At 32.9% G+C, this 15,135-nt stretch carries 22 protein-coding genes and 1 pseudogene; 13 read left to right on the forward strand and 10 right to left on the reverse strand.

Translation table 11 applies throughout. The features are described from left to right. Positions 1-11: 11 nt before the first annotated feature. The 5 genes and pseudogenes from M1D66_RS12890 to M1D66_RS12910 all read left to right on the forward strand — a co-directional run. Positions 12-659, forward strand: a pseudogene (locus M1D66_RS12890) (ABC transporter ATP-binding protein); the annotation flags it as partial. A 17-nt stretch (positions 660-676) separates the two neighbouring features. Next, positions 677-1,663: an aliphatic sulfonate ABC transporter substrate-binding protein gene (locus M1D66_RS12895; protein ID WP_000276907.1), complete on the forward strand. Its 987-nt coding sequence runs from the start codon at positions 677-679 to the stop codon at positions 1,661-1,663. A gap of 16 nt (positions 1,664-1,679) precedes the next feature. Further along, positions 1,680-2,528 (forward strand): ABC transporter permease, encoded by an 849-nt coding sequence (locus M1D66_RS12900; protein ID WP_000432131.1) that lies wholly within the window; start codon positions 1,680-1,682, stop codon positions 2,526-2,528. Positions 2,529-2,604: 76 nt separating this feature from the next. Beyond that, a complete protein-coding gene (gene ssuD / locus M1D66_RS12905; protein WP_000422248.1) occupies positions 2,605-3,717 on the forward strand; it encodes an FMNH2-dependent alkanesulfonate monooxygenase in 1,113 nt (370 codons plus the stop codon). A 195-nt stretch (positions 3,718-3,912) separates the two neighbouring features. After that, positions 3,913-4,005: a putative holin-like toxin gene (locus M1D66_RS12910; RefSeq protein ID WP_001289320.1), complete on the forward strand. Its 93-nt coding sequence runs from the start codon at positions 3,913-3,915 to the stop codon at positions 4,003-4,005. 228 nt (positions 4,006-4,233) lie between these two features. Here the strand turns inward: M1D66_RS12910 and M1D66_RS12915 are convergent, their stop codons facing one another. After that, positions 4,234-5,055 carry an HNH endonuclease gene (locus tag M1D66_RS12915; RefSeq protein WP_000189709.1) on the reverse strand — a complete coding sequence of 274 codons (822 nt, stop codon included), beginning with the start codon at positions 5,053-5,055 and terminating at the stop codon, positions 4,234-4,236. A gap of 149 nt (positions 5,056-5,204) precedes the next feature. Between M1D66_RS12915 and M1D66_RS12920 the strand changes: the two genes are divergently transcribed. After that, complete coding sequence (locus tag M1D66_RS12920; RefSeq protein WP_000837892.1) at positions 5,205-6,290, forward strand: AI-2E family transporter; 1,086 nt, start codon at positions 5,205-5,207, stop codon at positions 6,288-6,290. 240 nt (positions 6,291-6,530) lie between these two features. Here M1D66_RS12920 and M1D66_RS12925 read toward each other — a convergent pair whose 3' ends face one another. From M1D66_RS12925 to M1D66_RS12950, 6 genes are read right to left on the reverse strand one after another with little or no spacing between them, the layout of a single operon-like run. Next, on the reverse strand, positions 6,531-6,671 hold the full coding sequence (locus M1D66_RS12925; protein WP_000668497.1) for a YrzI family small protein: 141 nt from the start codon (positions 6,669-6,671) through the stop codon (positions 6,531-6,533). A 27-nt stretch (positions 6,672-6,698) separates the two neighbouring features. Then, on the reverse strand, positions 6,699-6,839 hold the full coding sequence (locus M1D66_RS12930) for a YrzI family small protein (protein ID WP_086385749.1): 141 nt from the start codon (positions 6,837-6,839) through the stop codon (positions 6,699-6,701). A 52-nt stretch (positions 6,840-6,891) separates the two neighbouring features. Next, the gene (locus M1D66_RS12935) at positions 6,892-7,032 is read right to left on the reverse strand and encodes a YrzI family small protein (protein ID WP_000669805.1); all 141 of its coding nucleotides are present in this window, start codon (positions 7,030-7,032) and stop codon (positions 6,892-6,894) included. Positions 7,033-7,058: 26 nt separating this feature from the next. Beyond that, the gene (locus M1D66_RS12940) at positions 7,059-7,202 is read right to left on the reverse strand and encodes a YrzI family small protein (RefSeq protein WP_000668963.1); all 144 of its coding nucleotides are present in this window, start codon (positions 7,200-7,202) and stop codon (positions 7,059-7,061) included. Positions 7,203-7,230: 28 nt separating this feature from the next. After that, positions 7,231-7,374, reverse strand: a complete 144-nt coding sequence (locus tag M1D66_RS12945; RefSeq protein ID WP_000142729.1) for a YrzI family small protein — start codon at positions 7,372-7,374, stop codon at positions 7,231-7,233. A gap of 27 nt (positions 7,375-7,401) precedes the next feature. Further along, complete coding sequence (locus M1D66_RS12950) at positions 7,402-7,542, reverse strand: YrzI family small protein (RefSeq protein ID WP_000156193.1); 141 nt, start codon at positions 7,540-7,542, stop codon at positions 7,402-7,404. 441 nt (positions 7,543-7,983) lie between these two features. Here M1D66_RS12950 and M1D66_RS12955 point away from each other — a divergent pair, with 441 nt between their 5' ends. The 7 genes from M1D66_RS12955 to M1D66_RS12985 all read left to right on the forward strand — a co-directional run bounded on the left by M1D66_RS12955 (position 7,984) and on the right by M1D66_RS12985 (position 12,260). Beyond that, positions 7,984-8,577 (forward strand): DUF4825 domain-containing protein, encoded by a 594-nt coding sequence (locus M1D66_RS12955; protein WP_086385748.1) that lies wholly within the window; start codon positions 7,984-7,986, stop codon positions 8,575-8,577. Between the two features lie 13 nt (positions 8,578-8,590). Further along, on the forward strand, positions 8,591-9,079 hold the full coding sequence (locus M1D66_RS12960) for a DinB family protein (protein ID WP_086385747.1): 489 nt from the start codon (positions 8,591-8,593) through the stop codon (positions 9,077-9,079). Positions 9,080-9,203: 124 nt separating this feature from the next. Beyond that, positions 9,204-9,584: a GntR family transcriptional regulator gene (locus M1D66_RS12965; RefSeq protein WP_000805199.1), complete on the forward strand. Its 381-nt coding sequence runs from the start codon at positions 9,204-9,206 to the stop codon at positions 9,582-9,584. Continuing rightward, on the forward strand, positions 9,581-10,453 hold the full coding sequence (locus M1D66_RS12970) for an ABC transporter ATP-binding protein (RefSeq protein ID WP_144596329.1): 873 nt from the start codon (positions 9,581-9,583) through the stop codon (positions 10,451-10,453). Before M1D66_RS12965 ends, M1D66_RS12970 begins: the two co-directional genes overlap by 4 nt. Next, a complete protein-coding gene (locus tag M1D66_RS12975; RefSeq protein WP_078439471.1) occupies positions 10,450-11,121 on the forward strand; it encodes a DUF4052 family protein in 672 nt (223 codons plus the stop codon). Before M1D66_RS12970 ends, M1D66_RS12975 begins: the two co-directional genes overlap by 4 nt. A 32-nt stretch (positions 11,122-11,153) precedes the next feature. Beyond that, complete coding sequence (locus M1D66_RS12980) at positions 11,154-11,633, forward strand: CcdC family protein (RefSeq protein WP_086385745.1); 480 nt, start codon at positions 11,154-11,156, stop codon at positions 11,631-11,633. A gap of 117 nt (positions 11,634-11,750) precedes the next feature. Beyond that, positions 11,751-12,260, forward strand: a complete 510-nt coding sequence (locus M1D66_RS12985) for a 2'-5' RNA ligase family protein (RefSeq protein ID WP_001259199.1) — start codon at positions 11,751-11,753, stop codon at positions 12,258-12,260. 14 nt (positions 12,261-12,274) lie between these two features. On the opposite strand, the gene coaW is transcribed toward M1D66_RS12985, so the two are convergent. The 3 genes from coaW to M1D66_RS13000 form a co-directional block, all read right to left on the reverse strand. Further along, a complete protein-coding gene (coaW, locus tag M1D66_RS12990) occupies positions 12,275-13,096 on the reverse strand; it encodes a type II pantothenate kinase (protein ID WP_000442501.1) in 822 nt (273 codons plus the stop codon). Between the two features lie 84 nt (positions 13,097-13,180). After that, on the reverse strand, positions 13,181-13,579 hold the full coding sequence (locus tag M1D66_RS12995; protein WP_000547649.1) for a 3-hydroxyacyl-ACP dehydratase FabZ family protein: 399 nt from the start codon (positions 13,577-13,579) through the stop codon (positions 13,181-13,183). A gap of 56 nt (positions 13,580-13,635) precedes the next feature. Continuing rightward, positions 13,636-14,835 carry an LL-diaminopimelate aminotransferase gene (locus M1D66_RS13000; protein WP_140335794.1) on the reverse strand — a complete coding sequence of 400 codons (1,200 nt, stop codon included), beginning with the start codon at positions 14,833-14,835 and terminating at the stop codon, positions 13,636-13,638. Positions 14,836-15,135 lie beyond the last annotated feature (300 nt).

A 15,135-nucleotide genomic window follows, 5' to 3' on the forward strand; every position in this document is an offset into this window, starting at 1 on the left:
ATTTCGTTACAGTAATTGGTCCGAGTGGTTGCGGAAAAAGTACATTACTAAAAATCATTGCAGGTTTAGACAGCGATTTTGAAGGTGAGATCACTATTGATAGGGAGCGTATAACAAAACCGAGTAAGAAGCAAGGATTTATATTTCAAGAGCATCGATTGTTTCCATGGCTTACAGTGGAAGAAAATATTGCAGCTGATTTGTCGTTAAAAGATAAGTATGTGAAAGATAAGGTGAGAGAATGGGTTGAAATCGTTCGGTTAGATGGCTTTGAAAAATCGTATCCGAAAGAAATTTCAGGCGGGATGTCACAACGTGTTGCGATAGCGAGAGCGTTATTAAGAGATCCAAATGTATTATTACTTGATGAACCTTTTGGAGCGCTGGATGCTTTTACTCGAAGTCATTTACAAGAAGTATTGCTAAATATTTGGGAGCAGAAGAAAACAACAATGATATTCGTTACACATGATATAGACGAAGCAATATATCTTTCAAACCGAATCATCATTATGAGTGCAAAACCAGGGAAAATACATAAAGTGATTGAAAATAATTTGCCTTATCCGCGAAATAAAACTTCTCAATCGTTTCAACAACTTCGAACGAAAGTATTACAGCAGTTTGAATATGGAGGGTTGATTCAAACAAGTATATAGGAAAAGGGTGATTTTATATGTATAAAAAATTTAAAATTCTTTCTTTTGCTTTAGCTATATCAGTATGTTTATTAGGATGTGAAAAAAGTACAGCAAGTAGTAAGAAAGAAGATGTAACAATACAAATTGGTATACAGCAAGGGTTAAGCCCGCTATTACTAGCAAAGAAAAAGGGGTGGTTTGAAGAGGAGTTTAAAAAAGAAGGAGTTAAAGTGAAATGGACAGAGTTCCAAAGTGGACCTCCTTATTTTGAAGCAATCGCATCAAACCGATTAGACTTTGGTGAAGTAGGGAATTCTCCAGTCATTTCAGCGCAAGCAGCAGGTATTGGATTTACCGAAATCGCCAATACAAGTTATGCAAGAAAAGGAACTGGAATTCTCGTTCAAAAAGATAGCAAAATTGCGAGTGTAAAAGAGTTAAAAGGTAAAAAAATTGCAGTAGCAAAAGGAAGTAGTGCCTTTAATTTATTGTATCGAGCACTTGATAAAGAAGGGATTGATGCAAAAGAGGTAAATGTCATTCAATTACAACCAGATGAAGCGCAGCCTGCATTCGAATCAGGATCAGTAGATGCATGGGCGATTTGGGACCCTTTCATATCATTACATACGTTAAATAAAGGTGCGAAGGTGATTGCAGACGGTGAAACATTAAATGTCTCTTCGCCAGAATTTTTAATTACGAGAACAAAATTTGCGAAAGAACATCCAGAATTAGTTGAGAAATTCCTCGAAGTTTATGAGAAAGCACGTGTATGGCAAGATGCTAACTTAGATGAAGCAATAAAAGTATATACTTCTGTAAAAAAGATAGATGCGGAGATCGTAAAAGAAGTGTTTAATCACGACAAACCAATTTTAGTTCCGGTAACGAAGGAAATAATAGCAGAACAACAAAAGACAGCGGATTTTCAATATAAGCTCGGTTCTATAAAGAAAGAAATTAAGGCGGAAAAAGTTGTAGATAATTCTTTCGTAGAAAAAGCATTGAAAGCGAAGTGAAAAGAGGTTTTGTAAAGTGGAAAATACGAAAGCTGTTATGAAACCAGCGAGTATAACGATTGAGAAAAACAGCGTTAAGAATGTGCGAAAGTTAAATGTAAAAGTTTTAGTAAGGGCGATTACTATACCGGTTATTATATTAATAATTTGGCAGTTAGCTGGCGTATTCGGTCTTGTTTCTAAAACAGTTTTACCAACACCATTAGATATTTTTCTAGCTTTCCAAGAGCTTATTAAAACAGGAGAGTTATTCGGCCATTTAAGTATTAGTGTATTCAGGGCTGCGGCTGGTTTCTTTATTGGTGGGGGCTTAGGAATCATTTTAGGAACGATTGTTGGATTTTCAACGAGAAGTGAGCAATATTTAGATCCATCTGTGCAAATGTTAAGAACTGTACCTCATCTAGCTGTTGCGCCACTTTTCGTATTATGGTTCGGTTTTGGTGAAACATCGAAAGTGTTATTAATTGCAGATGGTGCATTTTTTCCTTTATACGTAAACGCATTTTTAGGTATTAGAGGTGTGGATTCAAAGTTATTTGATGTTGCGAGAGTGTTAGAGTTTAGCAAAAGAAAACTAATTACGAAACTCATTTTACCATCTGCATTGCCTAACCTTTTACTAGGAGCAAGGTTATCGTTAGGTGTTGCATGGGTGAGTTTAGTAGTAGCAGAACTTATGGGATCTACAGAAGGTATTGGTTATATGATTATGGATGCAAGGCAATTTTCAAATACAGATATCGTATTTGTCGGCATAATTATCTTTGCATTTGTTGGGAAGTTTTCTGACTCTCTAGTACGTTTACTAGAAGTGAAGTTTTTAAGATGGCGAGATAATTTTAAAGGTGAGACTGGGAATTAACATATAAATTATTAGGGGTAATTTATATAGAATGTGTTAGTATACGTTTCAAAATAAATAAGGGGTGTGTAAAGGTATGGAATTATTATGGTTTATTCCGGCTTATGGAGATGGTCGATATTTAGGAACGACAAAACGAGGAAGAGCAGCTGAATATGGTTATTATAAGCAAGTTGCTGCAGCAGCTGATTATTTAGGATATACGGGTGTTTTACTTCCAACTGGTCAAGGATGTGAAGACCCTTGGGTGTTAGCTTCAGCTCTTGCTGCTGAAACAGAAAAACTAAAATTTTTAGTAGCAGTGAGGCCAGGACTAATGTCACCTACAGTTGCAGCGAGGATGGCATCTACATTTGATAGAATTTCAGATGGGAGATTGCTTATTAATGTAGTAGCTGGAGGAGATCCAGTTGAACTACAAGGAGATGGATTATATCTTGATCATGATGAAAGATATGAAGCAGCGGATGAATTTTTAAAAGTTTGGAAATCGACATTGCAAGGTAAAACGATCTCTTTAGAAGGAAAACATATTAAAGTTACAGATAGTAAAGTTGTATTCCCACCAGTTCAAACGCCATATCCTCCTATATATTTCGGAGGATCATCAGCTGCTGGAAAAGAAGTAGCAGCTGAACATAGTGATGTATATTTAACGTGGGGAGAGCCGCCAGAGCAAGTGAAAGAGAAAATAGAAGAAGTAAGAAAACTTGCAGAAGAGAAGGGGCGTACAGTACGATTTGGCATTAGATTACACGTAATTGTAAGAGAGACAGAAGAAGAAGCATGGGAAGAGGCCGAACGTTTAATTCAATATGTGGATAATGAAACAATTGAGCTTGCTCAAAAGACATTTGCAAGATATGATTCGGTTGGTCAAAAACGGATGACACATTTAAATAAAGGTACGAGAGAGTCGTTAGAGATAAGCCCTAATTTATGGGCTGGAATCGGACTTGTAAGAGGTGGGGCAGGTACTGCACTTGTAGGCGATCCGCATACAGTAGCAGAAAGGATAAAAGAATATGAATCGTTAGGAATTGATACGTTTGTTTTATCAGGATATCCGCATTTAGAAGAAGCGTATGAAGTGGCAGAATTGTTATTCCCATTATTGAAAGACAAGAAGAAAGAAGAAAATAAAATTGTTGGTGAAATGATTGCTGATGCATATGCATTAAAAAGATAGTGAGAAATAAAGTTTCACTTATTTATTGCTTCATTTTGTTTACTGCCTGTTAATACGGTATAAAAAATCCGCAAGTTATTCGCTTGCGGGTTTTCATCGTAAATTATTAGAAAATATGGTAAAATTAAAGGGTAACTTAAGGTGCGGTTGGTTGTTCAATTATCACTTCTCCGAGTAGGAGGGGGGTGATAATACGTGAGTGAAATAGCGTTGCTACTGCAAGGTGGACTGTTTCTCGTTGCATTGTTAACGTTCGTCGTCGTTTTAATAGACAAGCTCAAAAAATAACAACCCACCTATGCCTATAGAATGTGGGTTGTTTTGTTTGTAAGAAACAAATAGGATAAATGAACAATCCAATCTGCTAAGTTACGTGGACTAGTGTGTAGCCGCACACTAGTCTTTTTTATTTATATACAATTTATAATTGGTTTATGTGATTGTATTGTTCTTTTCATACTCATTATAACACAGTGTCTTTTCATCAAGAAAGGAGACCGTATGTTCTGGTCACTATTATATAGTAGGTGCTTTTTCTTTAAACAGCCCATCCATATACTGTTTTAAACTTTGGACATAAAATTTCTGTGTATTCACATTATTTACACCGACAATGGGTGATGGAAGGTCAAATCTTTTTTCTGATAAATGAACGACAACATCAAAGATGTCAAACAAGCGAATGAAGCAAAACAGACCGTCTTTATCGCTAAGTAAAATAAAGTAATGATTTTCACTACTTGTATTTAGCGTATTCCATAAAGAACTTTTGCTTAAATCACGTACAATGCTTTTTTCTTTTAGTTCCACGAAATCTGCATTTGAGAGAATGGTAGAAATATCAATTGCATCTTGATCTTCAAAGTAGCCATCAACTGCTTGTACAGCGAATGTATAAGCCATTTTTAATATACTCATTTTATATTTACGGTTATCTAATAGTAATTCACGTTGAATAGAACTCGCTACTTTCGTTACACGTTCCTCTTTCCAAATTTCATTATGTAAGGAAATATCGTGCTTTTTACATAGTTTCATAATTAATGCATTAGAATAAAGAATTTCGTCGCTTACTTCGACAACATCAGTCTCAGCAGCCGCAAGTTCCTCACCGTGCTCATTCGTATAGAGTGGGGAATCAATTTGTCTTTTCATTTGTTCAATCTTAAATTGACTCAATTTATGCCTAATTAAAGGACGATCAATATTTGTTGTCATTTGTTCATGACAAGTATCACAAATTGAGTTTGTGAAATAATATCCACATAATATTTCTGGAATGACATATTGTTCACTAAGTTCTTTCGTATCTTTTCTGCAAATGATGCATTGTGTCATTTTTATCACCTTTACCTGCAAATTTGTATGTAATCTCATTGTAGTGTATTTATCGGTATTTTGGAATATTGTAAAGGAAAATATTATGTGAAATTCATACTTATTTTGTTACAATGAAGAGAAGTGCTAGTTTAAAGGAGGCCATTTTTTTGAAATCAAAAGTGCACTTTTGGACATTAGAAGTGCTAATGGTTGTAGGAATCATATTTATTTGCACAAAAATATCATTTTTATTTCAACCGATTGGTATCTTCATATCAACATTATTTTTCCCAATCTTAATCGCGCTTTTTTTATACTTCATATTTAATCCTGTATTAATCTTTTTGGAGAATAAAAAAGTACCTAGAAATTTAGCGATATTGCTGTTATATCTTTTTATCATAACATTAACTGCGGTTGGCGTTGGAGTAGTTGTTCCTACGATTTCACAACAGCTAATGGACTTAGTAAAAAATATGCCAGGCTACATAAAAGAGGGAAAAGTATACATACAAGAATTATCACATCATAGGTTGTTTGAATGGTTATCTACACAAAACTACGTTTCCATTGAAACAATTGAAAAAAATGCGATTGAATACTTAAAAGATATACCAAATACAATTACGTCGAGTGCAACGGCTTTATTTGGTATTATCACGAACGTTGCATTAGTTGTATTTACTGTACCGTTCATTTTATTTTACATGTTTAAAGATGGACATGCCTTTCCAGGAAAAGCGGTAAGTTTATTACCAGAGTCTTACCGTGAAGAGGGGCTTCGTATCATTAAGGAAACGAACGAAACATTATCTGCATATATTCAAGGGCAAGCGCTCGTTTGTATATTTGTAGGTGCGTTTACTTTTATCGGTTATTTAATTATCGATTTACCGTACGCTTTCGTTTTAGGAATTATCGCAGCATTTACAAACATCATTCCTAACTTAGGTCCATTTATCGGGGCAGCACCAGCTGTTATTGTAGGACTGTTCGTATCTCCGATGCAAGCCTTATACGTAATTATTATCGTAACAATTGTACAACAGTTTGAAAGTAATATTATTTCACCACGTATTATGAGCTCGAAATTAAACATCCACCCATTAACAATTATTATCCTAATTTTAGGGGTAGGAAACTTTGCTGGAATCATCGGAATGATTTTAGCAGTACCAGTTTATGCAGTAACAAAAACAGTTGTTTCGAACTTAGTGAGATTGTTTAAGACGAAGAGAAGTAACCGAAAATAGTAAAAACTGAGGAAGATACACCGCTTTTTAAGTGGTGTATCTTTTGTTTATAAATAAATAATTAAAAGCGGGTTGATTTGATTTTATTATATATTTTTTATACATCAAATTCAGTGATAAACTTGTGTGATATAAGCTCTATAAAACTATGTGGAATCCCTCTGAACTATCCAAATCATTTCCTTACAGCGTGCTATCAACATCATAATCGACTCCTTTCAATTCTATATAGTTAAACGATTAAAGGTGAGTGTAGTACTTGCTTCTACGATCTCGAATTTCATCAATAACTTGTTTATATTGTCTTTCTTGTTTTAATTCATTTTGAGATATTGTTTCTTTTTGAATCGTAATCGTTAAAAAGAAAAGGTGAAACTTCATATGTGAATTCCTCCTTTCGAATTGGAATTACAGATGACTACAGTAATGACTTTGTCTTTCTTTTACAGAATTCATAGCCTGATTAATTTGTCGTTCATGAAGCATTTCAGACTCAGAAAATTTATTTCTTTGAATGGTAATGGTTAAAAAGAATGCTTTAAATTTCATAAAATAATTGCCCCTTTATAAATGATTTAGAAAAAACGAGTGTAATAAGAAATTATAGGTGACTACAGTAATGACTTTGTCTTTCTTTTACAGAATCCATAGCCTGATTAATTTGTCGCTCATGAAGCATTTCAGACTCGGAAAATTTATTTTTTTGAATGGTAATGGTTAAAAAGAATACTTTAAATTTCATAAAATAATTACCCCTTTATAAGTGATTTAGAAAAGACGAGTGTAATAAGAAGATTGACGCTCTTTTACTTCGTCCATAATGTTTTGAATGTGTTGTTCACGTAAAATCTCTTTCTGTGAGAGCTTACGTTTTTGAATAGTGATTGTTAAAAAGAATGCTTTAAATTTCATGAATATATTACCCCTTTAAAATATATTTTTAATACATTTGAGTGTAGTATGAACTTTTAATGTCAGTTATTTTATCAGTCAGTTGTTTTAACTGTTGTTTACGATTGATTTCAGTTTCAGATAAAGTATTTTTTTGAAGTACAGTCGTAAAAAAGAAAATATGAAAAGTCATAAATGAATTCCTCCTTTCGAAAAGGAATTACAGGTGATCACAGTAAAGTGCTTGGCGCTCCTTAACATCATTCATAGCTTTTTCAATTTGCTCATTATGAAGAATTTCATCTTTGGAAATTGTATTTCTTTGAATCGTAATACTTAAAAACAATACGCTAATAGTCATTGAATGTTGCTCCTTTCTTAGAAAAATAATGTAAGAGACTAAAAAATCGCGCAAAAAAACCACAGGAAGATACAGTTCTCCTATGGCTGGGCGTGAAAAAGCCACAGGAAAGTATACGACCTCCTGTGGCGAATTTATGAATTAAATGAAATAAAGTACGATTTTCAATTCTCCATTAGGGTGGTCGAATTCATATTTAATTGTCCAGAAAACACAGGTGCAGTTAACGCTAAAGTTAATGCATGTAATTGTAATTTCATCATTTCCTTCGACCTCCTTTTAGAATTTTTTTCTTACGTTAGTAAGTATATACAATTAATGGATAATTGTAAACATAAAAAATGAAAATTTTTAATTTTGATTAAAATGCGTATATTTAAAAAGGGATTTGAAAGTAAATATTGTAATTAACGAAATATCGATAAAAATGGGGGATGCTAAATGAAATATATGCATCATAACATGATCGTTATGCTAACAATTTTTTTATTCATTGCGGCTTGTTCTAACGGAGAAAGAATAAAAGATATATATGATGTTAGGTCAGATGATTTTAAGAAATATACTGGGACATACGTTGGTAATAATTCAGATGTGGTTGCAATTGTTAATCATTTACCCGGTGGTGGAACAGTTCAAAGTATAAGTTTAGGAAATGAAAATATAAAAGTGAACTATGGTGCAAAAGAAAGTGGGGCTCTTACAGAAGAAATGATTGAGACGTATTGGTTTGATGAGAAGGATACGATGAAGAAGAATTTTTTCTTTAATGCTATATATTTAGTGATTTTAGTACCAAATGCAAAAAGTTATGAGTTTCAGGTAGATAATAAAAACTTTAAGATAACGAGGGAAGAAATGTTATCAATTTTGCATAGTATATTCGATGATTTTCCAAAAGAAAAAGATATATGGGATAAAAATAAAGTTATAAAGTTCTTTAACGGCAATGAAGAAAAAATTAAAATGCTTGTGGAAGATAAAGATTTTCGGAAATCTTTATTTGCTAAATATCCAGTGAGCCAGTTGAAATAATGGAGGGGAGAAGATGGAGTTAGTATACAAAATTTCTTATCATAGAATGCAGGATTATTATTTACCTAAGTTAGTACAGGCGATTAGGCTCGTTAGTGAAGAAGATTTGTGGAAACAAGAGACCTCTGTTAATTCAATTGGTGGAATCGTACTACATATTTGTGAACATTTACAGAGAAATACAAGGCGTTATAAGGATCCCAATATAGTTTTTGAAAATGGAATTGAAGAATATTTTCCAATAAAACATTTAAGCTTCGAAACTTTGTTAAAAATTGTTGAAGAAACATTTGATGAGTGGGGAAAAGTATATATACAAGTATGGGAAGAAAAAAGGCATATTGATCTTCATAGTTTATTACATTTAGTGGAGCATACAAGTTATCATTTAGGGCAAATAGTAGATCGTACAAAGTCAATAAAGGGACAACAATTTAACTTTTGTCAAAATGGTATAAATGAAAAGAATTTGAGAACAAGAGTTGAAACCTCGAAATTTTAGAAAGAGAGTCATTCGTTTAAGAATGACTCTCTTTTTTGTAAAAGAAATTTATGGAAATAAATATATTTATGTGATATGGTTAATTACATAAGTAATGAACCTAAGAACCTAAGGTGGTGAAATTGTGAAACCTACTCTGGAGCAAAATAAATTAATATACTTACAAATTGCAGAAACAATTGAATCTGATATTTTAAAAGACATATTGCTTGAAGAAGAACAAGTTCCATCGACAAATCAATTTGCGAAGATGTTACAAATAAATCCGGCTACTGCAGCTAAAGGGGTGAATGTATTAGTGGATGAGGGGATTTTATATAAAAAGAGAGGGATCGGAATGTTTGTTGCAAAGGGAGCGAAAGAAGTCGTACTAAAAAAAAGACAAAATACTTTTATGACTGAATATTTACCTAAAGTGTGGGAAGAAGCGAAAGTACTAGAAATATCAAAAAATGAATTGATGGATATGATTCAAAAGATTACGAAGGAGGGGAAAGAGGGATGATTGCACTTGAAACGAAAGATATAACGAAAAAATATAAAAAGAAAATAGCTGTAAATGAAGTAACGATTTCATTGGAAGAGCATAAAATATATGGTTTGCTTGGAAGGAACGGAGCAGGGAAAACGACACTATTAAATTTACTTGCAGGTCAAATTACTTCAAGTAGTGGAAGTGTATCAATATTTGGTGAAAATGTATTTGAAAATAGTAAAGCAATGCAAAATATTTGTTTTGTTAGAGTTAAAGAAACTGCATATTTAAATGATAAAGTAAAAGATATTTTTAATTTATGTAACATGTTTTATAAAAACTGGGATCAAGAGTTTGCTGAAGAACTTGCTAGGAGATTTCAACTTAATTTGAAAGACAAATACCATAAATTATCACATGGAATGCAAACTGTAGTAGGAATTATTCAAGGATTAGCAAGTAGGGCGCCGATTACAATTTTTGATGAACCAACTACCGGTTTAGACGCAGCACATCGAGAGTTGTTTTATAGTTTACTATTAGAAGAGTATGGTGAGCATCCAAGAACAATTATATTATCAACTCATTTAGTAGAAGAAGTAACCCATGTTATCGAAGATGTAATTATCATAAAAGAAGGTGCAATTGTTGTTCAATCATCAGTGGAAGATTTATTACGACAAGGTCATATTATTTCAGGAAAAAAAGATAAAGTAGGTGAGTTTTCAATTAATAAAAAAGTTATAAATCGAGAAGTTTATGGAAATAAGGGGATTTCTGTTATATGGGAAGAACTTTCTAATGAAGATTATTACTCTCTTGAAAAAGAAGGATTATCAATTGATAGAATTACATTACAAAAACTATTTATTTATATAACTGGTGGTGAAATAAAATGACGATGTTAATGAAGCAGTTGAAGTTACATATAAAATATCAGTATAAAGCCATTCTTATCTTTTGGACTGTGGCATTACTTATAAAAGGGACAATGACTGCAACTGATTTAAAGGGAATAAAGGTAGCATTTTTACACGATATCTTTAATAATTCATCAATTGTAATCGTAATGTTTATTGTGATAAGCGTGTTTCTTATTCAACTTGATATTTTTCCTACAGTCGTCTCGTTTGGTGTTACTAGGTTGCAATTTTTGATTGGTTCAATATGTTTTAATTTATTGCAATCAGCATTGTTTTCATGTCTTCAAGCTTTGTTTTTACAGGATACATTTTATAAAACAGAACATGTAAATTTAGGAGCATCTGCAATTGAACAATTCTTTGTACAATTCATATTTTATAGTACATTAGCTTGTTTATTCCAATCAACAACTATTGTTCAGAAAAGATTTAATTGGTTCGGATTCGCCTTTAGTATAATAGTTTTATTCGGATTAGCGAGTACAATGTATGCAGGGATAGGTATAAAAGAGTTGGTGTTTATTAATAGTAAAATGTTACTAGCAATACCTAATTTCATATTAGTTTCGATAGTTCTTATTTGCATATATATTGTAATTAGCGCTCTATTTATTCGTAAGGTTTCGTTTGAAGATACAATTTAAATACAATTATTTTAGGGGAGAAGGAAGAGTAAATGGGAGATACTTCTTCATTAATAACCGTCTTTTTATGCATTGCACTACTAATATTTTGGCGTCGTTATCGCTCCATGCATAAGCCAATAAAGGGATCGGGAAAACGTATTTTATGGCCATTACTATTTTTAACACCAGGTATTGTATGGTTTTTAGGTCCCGTACATCCAGCTATATTGCAAGTAATTATAGCGGTATTCATTGGTGTACTTTTTGCTGTGCCGCTTATAGTATTAACAAATTATGAACGAAGAGATGATGGGAATATTTATACGAAAAAAAGTGCAGCTTTTTTAATTACTTTTATTGCACTTGTCGTTTTGAGATACGGTTCAAGAAAATATATTGTTGACTTAGATCGGCAAACAATAGGTTTATTATTTTATGTTGTTGCAATATCGTATATTTTTCCTTGGAGAATTGCCTGTTATATAAAGTTTAGAAAAGTTTGGCGGGAAAATAATAATCATGCTATATGAAAACTTCTCATTTGAGAAGTTTTTTTATTTTTACAGGTAAGCAAAACAAGTTGTTGAAGGGCAGGCTGTCATAGAATATGATACATATTATAATGAGGAAAAGTTGAGGGGATAAAAATGCGTACAATTTTACTTTTTCTAAACAACATGTTCATTAGCGAAATCGAGGACATTAGGCAAAAACATGATCCTTTATTTGGATTAATTTCACCGCATATTACAATTGTATTCCCATTTGAAAGTTCGATTTCAAATGATGAGCTGAAATTACATATTATAAATGTATCAAAACCGATACAGAATATAGAAATTGAATTTACGAATCAAATTACAAGTGAAAGAGAATATTTGTTTTTACGAGTTGAAAAGGGGAAAGAACAAATAGAGGAACTACATAATATTCTATATACAGGACCTTTATTACAATTTTTGAAAGAAGACATTCCGTACATCCCGCATGTAACAGTCGGAAGAAAAGAAAGTGCCGAATTAGCTGCTGAAGTAGTGAAGGAGATTCCTAGTTTTCATGGGAAGTTAAATTGTGTGATTGATAGAATAAGCGTGGAGCGAATTGGAGAGAACGGGGAATCAATTATTGAATTTGAAGTGCCATTTCTAAAAAGCTGACAAAAGTCAGCTTTTTATTTCGTAGCATGAAGTAATGCACCAATTGCACCGCTATTACCACCATCTTGTAAAAAGATTGGTGTTTTATTTTGATATTCGGTGTAGCTACTAATAATATGTTGAAGTTGTACGTTATTACATAAAGTCGAACCAATATAAATAATATGTTCAATGTTTTTTGTTTCAGCGAATTGAAGGCTTAATGCAGTAACGACTTCACCTACAAGTCCTTGTACAGTAGCTAGTATATCGGAGCTACTATTATTTGATTCTGTAATGGCTGCTTTTCCGAAGTTACTAGCAGTTAAGTTATTATCGATAGGGGAAAGAATACCACCATAAATATCTCCAACCGTAATATCTAGTTCTTTTCTAGATCCTACTTTTGTTAGAGGTATTATATCTTCAAAATGATCTATATTTGTTAACAATTTTGAGAGTCCCATAATAGTCCCACCGCCAACTCCGGTTCCACCAGCGCGAATATATTGTTCATTATAAACATAATGGATAGAAGTACCTGTACCGATATTGGTTAAAATAAAATTGTTTATAGTATGTTGTTCTTCTTTTAATATGAATTGGACACCTGCAAGAGTAGCTTCAAATTCGCTTAGCTCTATTATTTTATATGAACCTGTAAGCAGTTGCTGTAATAGTTTCGATTTACCACCCGTAATACATATTTGTTTTATGCCATTGTTGTTTTTAATCCAATCTATTATTTTATGTTGTTCATGCGAGTAAAATTTTTCAAAAGTTAATAGCTTTTTTTTGTTAAAATAAGCTATTTTCGTTAATGTGCCTCCAGCATCGATACCGATAGTACGTTCCATTTTCCTGCTCCTAACTACGTAATATGTTTTCCTATTTACTTAATCGGTTGAGAATAGATATTTCCAACTGATATAAGGAACACTTTAATCTGCTTGATATATTAATAGTTTTTCTATAGTTACAATAGGCTGGTCGTTTACAGTTGCAATACCTTTACCAAGAACAAAACCTCGGCGATTGCGCGTTAGCTCATAATGTAAATCAAGTTTATCACCGGGATATGCTTTTCCGTGGAATTCAACTCCATCTAAAGAGGAGAGGAATCCTAGTCCTTCAGAATCACTTGTATGTACAAATGCACTAAGCTGAGCAAGTGCTTCTACAATTAACATATGAGGCATATGTTTGTGACTATCATTTATAAACCATTCGTTATTTGTAATGAGTTTATATCCTGTAACGAATTCATCTTGTTTTACATTTGTTACTTTATCAATCATTAAAAATGGATAACGATGGGGAAGTGTGTCTTTAATATGCATATGAAAGTACCTCCAATTAATAATACCCCTGCTAAAGTTAAGCAGGGGAGCCGGAATTAATTTTTAACTAATTCATTTACTTTTTCAAGGACGAAAATGCCGCTATTTCTAATGTTTTCAACAACTTGTTGCAACACTTCTTTATCTTGAACGAGTGCAATACGTACGAAGCCTTCTCCGTGAGGTCCAAATGCATGACCAGGTGTAACAACGACATTCGCACGATCCATTAATGCATAAGCGAAGTCTAGAGAAGTCCACCCTTGTGGAATTTCTGCCCAGACAAACATACTGCCAGCTGGCTTATCGACATTCCAGCCAAATGTTCGGAATCCATCGACTAAAGTATCTCTCCGTTCTTGATAAATATTGCGGTTTTTCTCACAAAATGCAGCGCCATTTCTTAGTGCTGCAGATGCCGCTTTTTGAATTGGTAAAAATACACCGTAATCGGTATTAGATTTAAATTGAGTAAGTGCACGAACAATTTCTTCGTTTCCAATCATATATCCAATACGGCTACCCGCTAAACTATAACTTTTTGACAAAGAATTGATTTCTACACCAACTTCTTTAGCACCAGGTACAGAGAGGAAGCTAATTGGCTTATTACCATCGAAATAAAATTCAGCATAAGCAAAATCATGGACAACGATAATATTATGCTTTTTCGCGAATGCGATTACTTCTCTAAAGAAATCTTCATGAGCCATTGCTGGAACGGGATTCCCTGGGAAGTTTAAAATCATCATCTTTGCTTGATCGGCAATTTCTTCAGGGATGACTTCTAAGTCTGGTAAGAAATCATTCTCTTTCTTTAAAGGCATGTAGTAAGATGTTGCACCAGCCATTTGAATACCTGTTTCATAAGCTGTATATCCTGGATCAGGAACTAATATAATATCACCTGGATTTGCATAAACCATAGGTAAATGAACGAGCCCGTCTTGTGAACCCATTAATAATAAAACTTCTTTATCCGCATTTAATAAAACGTTATGAGTGTTGTTGTAATATTCAGTTACAGCTTCGTGAAATTCTTGAATACCTGATAATGTATACCCGTAGCTCTCTTTCTCACTCGCTGTATGTACCATTGTTTCTCTTACAAAATCAGCGGGCGGCATATCAGGATTTCCGATGCTCAAATCAATCATGTTATGACCTGCTGCAATTTTTTCTTTTTTATAGGCTCCTAATTCACTAAATATAGAAGATTGGAATGCTTTCATTCTAGTTGCTAACGTGTAAGTCATCAAAACCCCTCCTAAAACAGTGCTTTCATTCTGCGTTTTTAATTATTCTGAAAACACATGTTTATATTTTATCATTTTTTTATGAAAATTAAAACGATTGACAAATTTAGAGGAAGGATTAGTCTATTTTGAAAAGTATCGATGTAAATAGCGTAGATGTGTTAATTGAAATGTCTATTATAGGATTCATTTTATATAACTTAAGGTATTTTCTAGTTTTTATTAAGTATATTTCTCATGTTTTGAATGAAAAAGAATACGAAAACAAGGGCTGTTTTTGTGGCCGATTTCTAAAGTGAA

Source organism: Bacillus sp. PK6-16, from assembly GCF_056530295.1.

Coding starts and splice junctions, on each gene's coding strand:
- M1D66_RS12960 (WP_086385747.1), top strand. CDS start 8,591: ATGGAGTTAGTATACAAAATTTCTTATCATAGAATGCAGGATTATTAT.
- M1D66_RS12940 (WP_000668963.1), bottom strand. CDS start 7,202: ATGAAATTTAAAGCATTCTTTTTAACAATCACTATTCAAAAACGTAAG.
- M1D66_RS12955 (WP_086385748.1), top strand. CDS start 7,984: ATGAAATATATGCATCATAACATGATCGTTATGCTAACAATTTTTTTA.
- M1D66_RS12980 (WP_086385745.1), top strand. CDS start 11,154: ATGGGAGATACTTCTTCATTAATAACCGTCTTTTTATGCATTGCACTA.
- M1D66_RS13000 (WP_140335794.1), bottom strand. CDS start 14,835: ATGACTTACACGTTAGCAACTAGAATGAAAGCATTCCAATCTTCTATA.
- M1D66_RS12995 (WP_000547649.1), bottom strand. CDS start 13,579: ATGCATATTAAAGACACACTTCCCCATCGTTATCCATTTTTAATGATT.
- M1D66_RS12895 (WP_000276907.1), top strand. CDS start 677: ATGTATAAAAAATTTAAAATTCTTTCTTTTGCTTTAGCTATATCAGTA.
- M1D66_RS12935 (WP_000669805.1), bottom strand. CDS start 7,032: ATGAAATTTAAAGTATTCTTTTTAACCATTACCATTCAAAAAAATAAA.
- M1D66_RS12950 (WP_000156193.1), bottom strand. CDS start 7,542: ATGACTATTAGCGTATTGTTTTTAAGTATTACGATTCAAAGAAATACA.
- M1D66_RS12915 (WP_000189709.1), bottom strand. CDS start 5,055: ATGACACAATGCATCATTTGCAGAAAAGATACGAAAGAACTTAGTGAA.
- M1D66_RS12945 (WP_000142729.1), bottom strand. CDS start 7,374: ATGACTTTTCATATTTTCTTTTTTACGACTGTACTTCAAAAAAATACT.
- ssuD (WP_000422248.1), top strand. CDS start 2,605: ATGGAATTATTATGGTTTATTCCGGCTTATGGAGATGGTCGATATTTA.
- M1D66_RS12970 (WP_144596329.1), top strand. CDS start 9,581: ATGATTGCACTTGAAACGAAAGATATAACGAAAAAATATAAAAAGAAA.
- M1D66_RS12930 (WP_086385749.1), bottom strand. CDS start 6,839: ATGAAATTTAAAGCATTCTTTTTAACCATTACCATTCAAAGAAATAAA.
- M1D66_RS12925 (WP_000668497.1), bottom strand. CDS start 6,671: ATGAAGTTTCACCTTTTCTTTTTAACGATTACGATTCAAAAAGAAACA.
- coaW (WP_000442501.1), bottom strand. CDS start 13,096: ATGGAACGTACTATCGGTATCGATGCTGGAGGCACATTAACGAAAATA.
- M1D66_RS12985 (WP_001259199.1), top strand. CDS start 11,751: ATGCGTACAATTTTACTTTTTCTAAACAACATGTTCATTAGCGAAATC.
- M1D66_RS12975 (WP_078439471.1), top strand. CDS start 10,450: ATGACGATGTTAATGAAGCAGTTGAAGTTACATATAAAATATCAGTAT.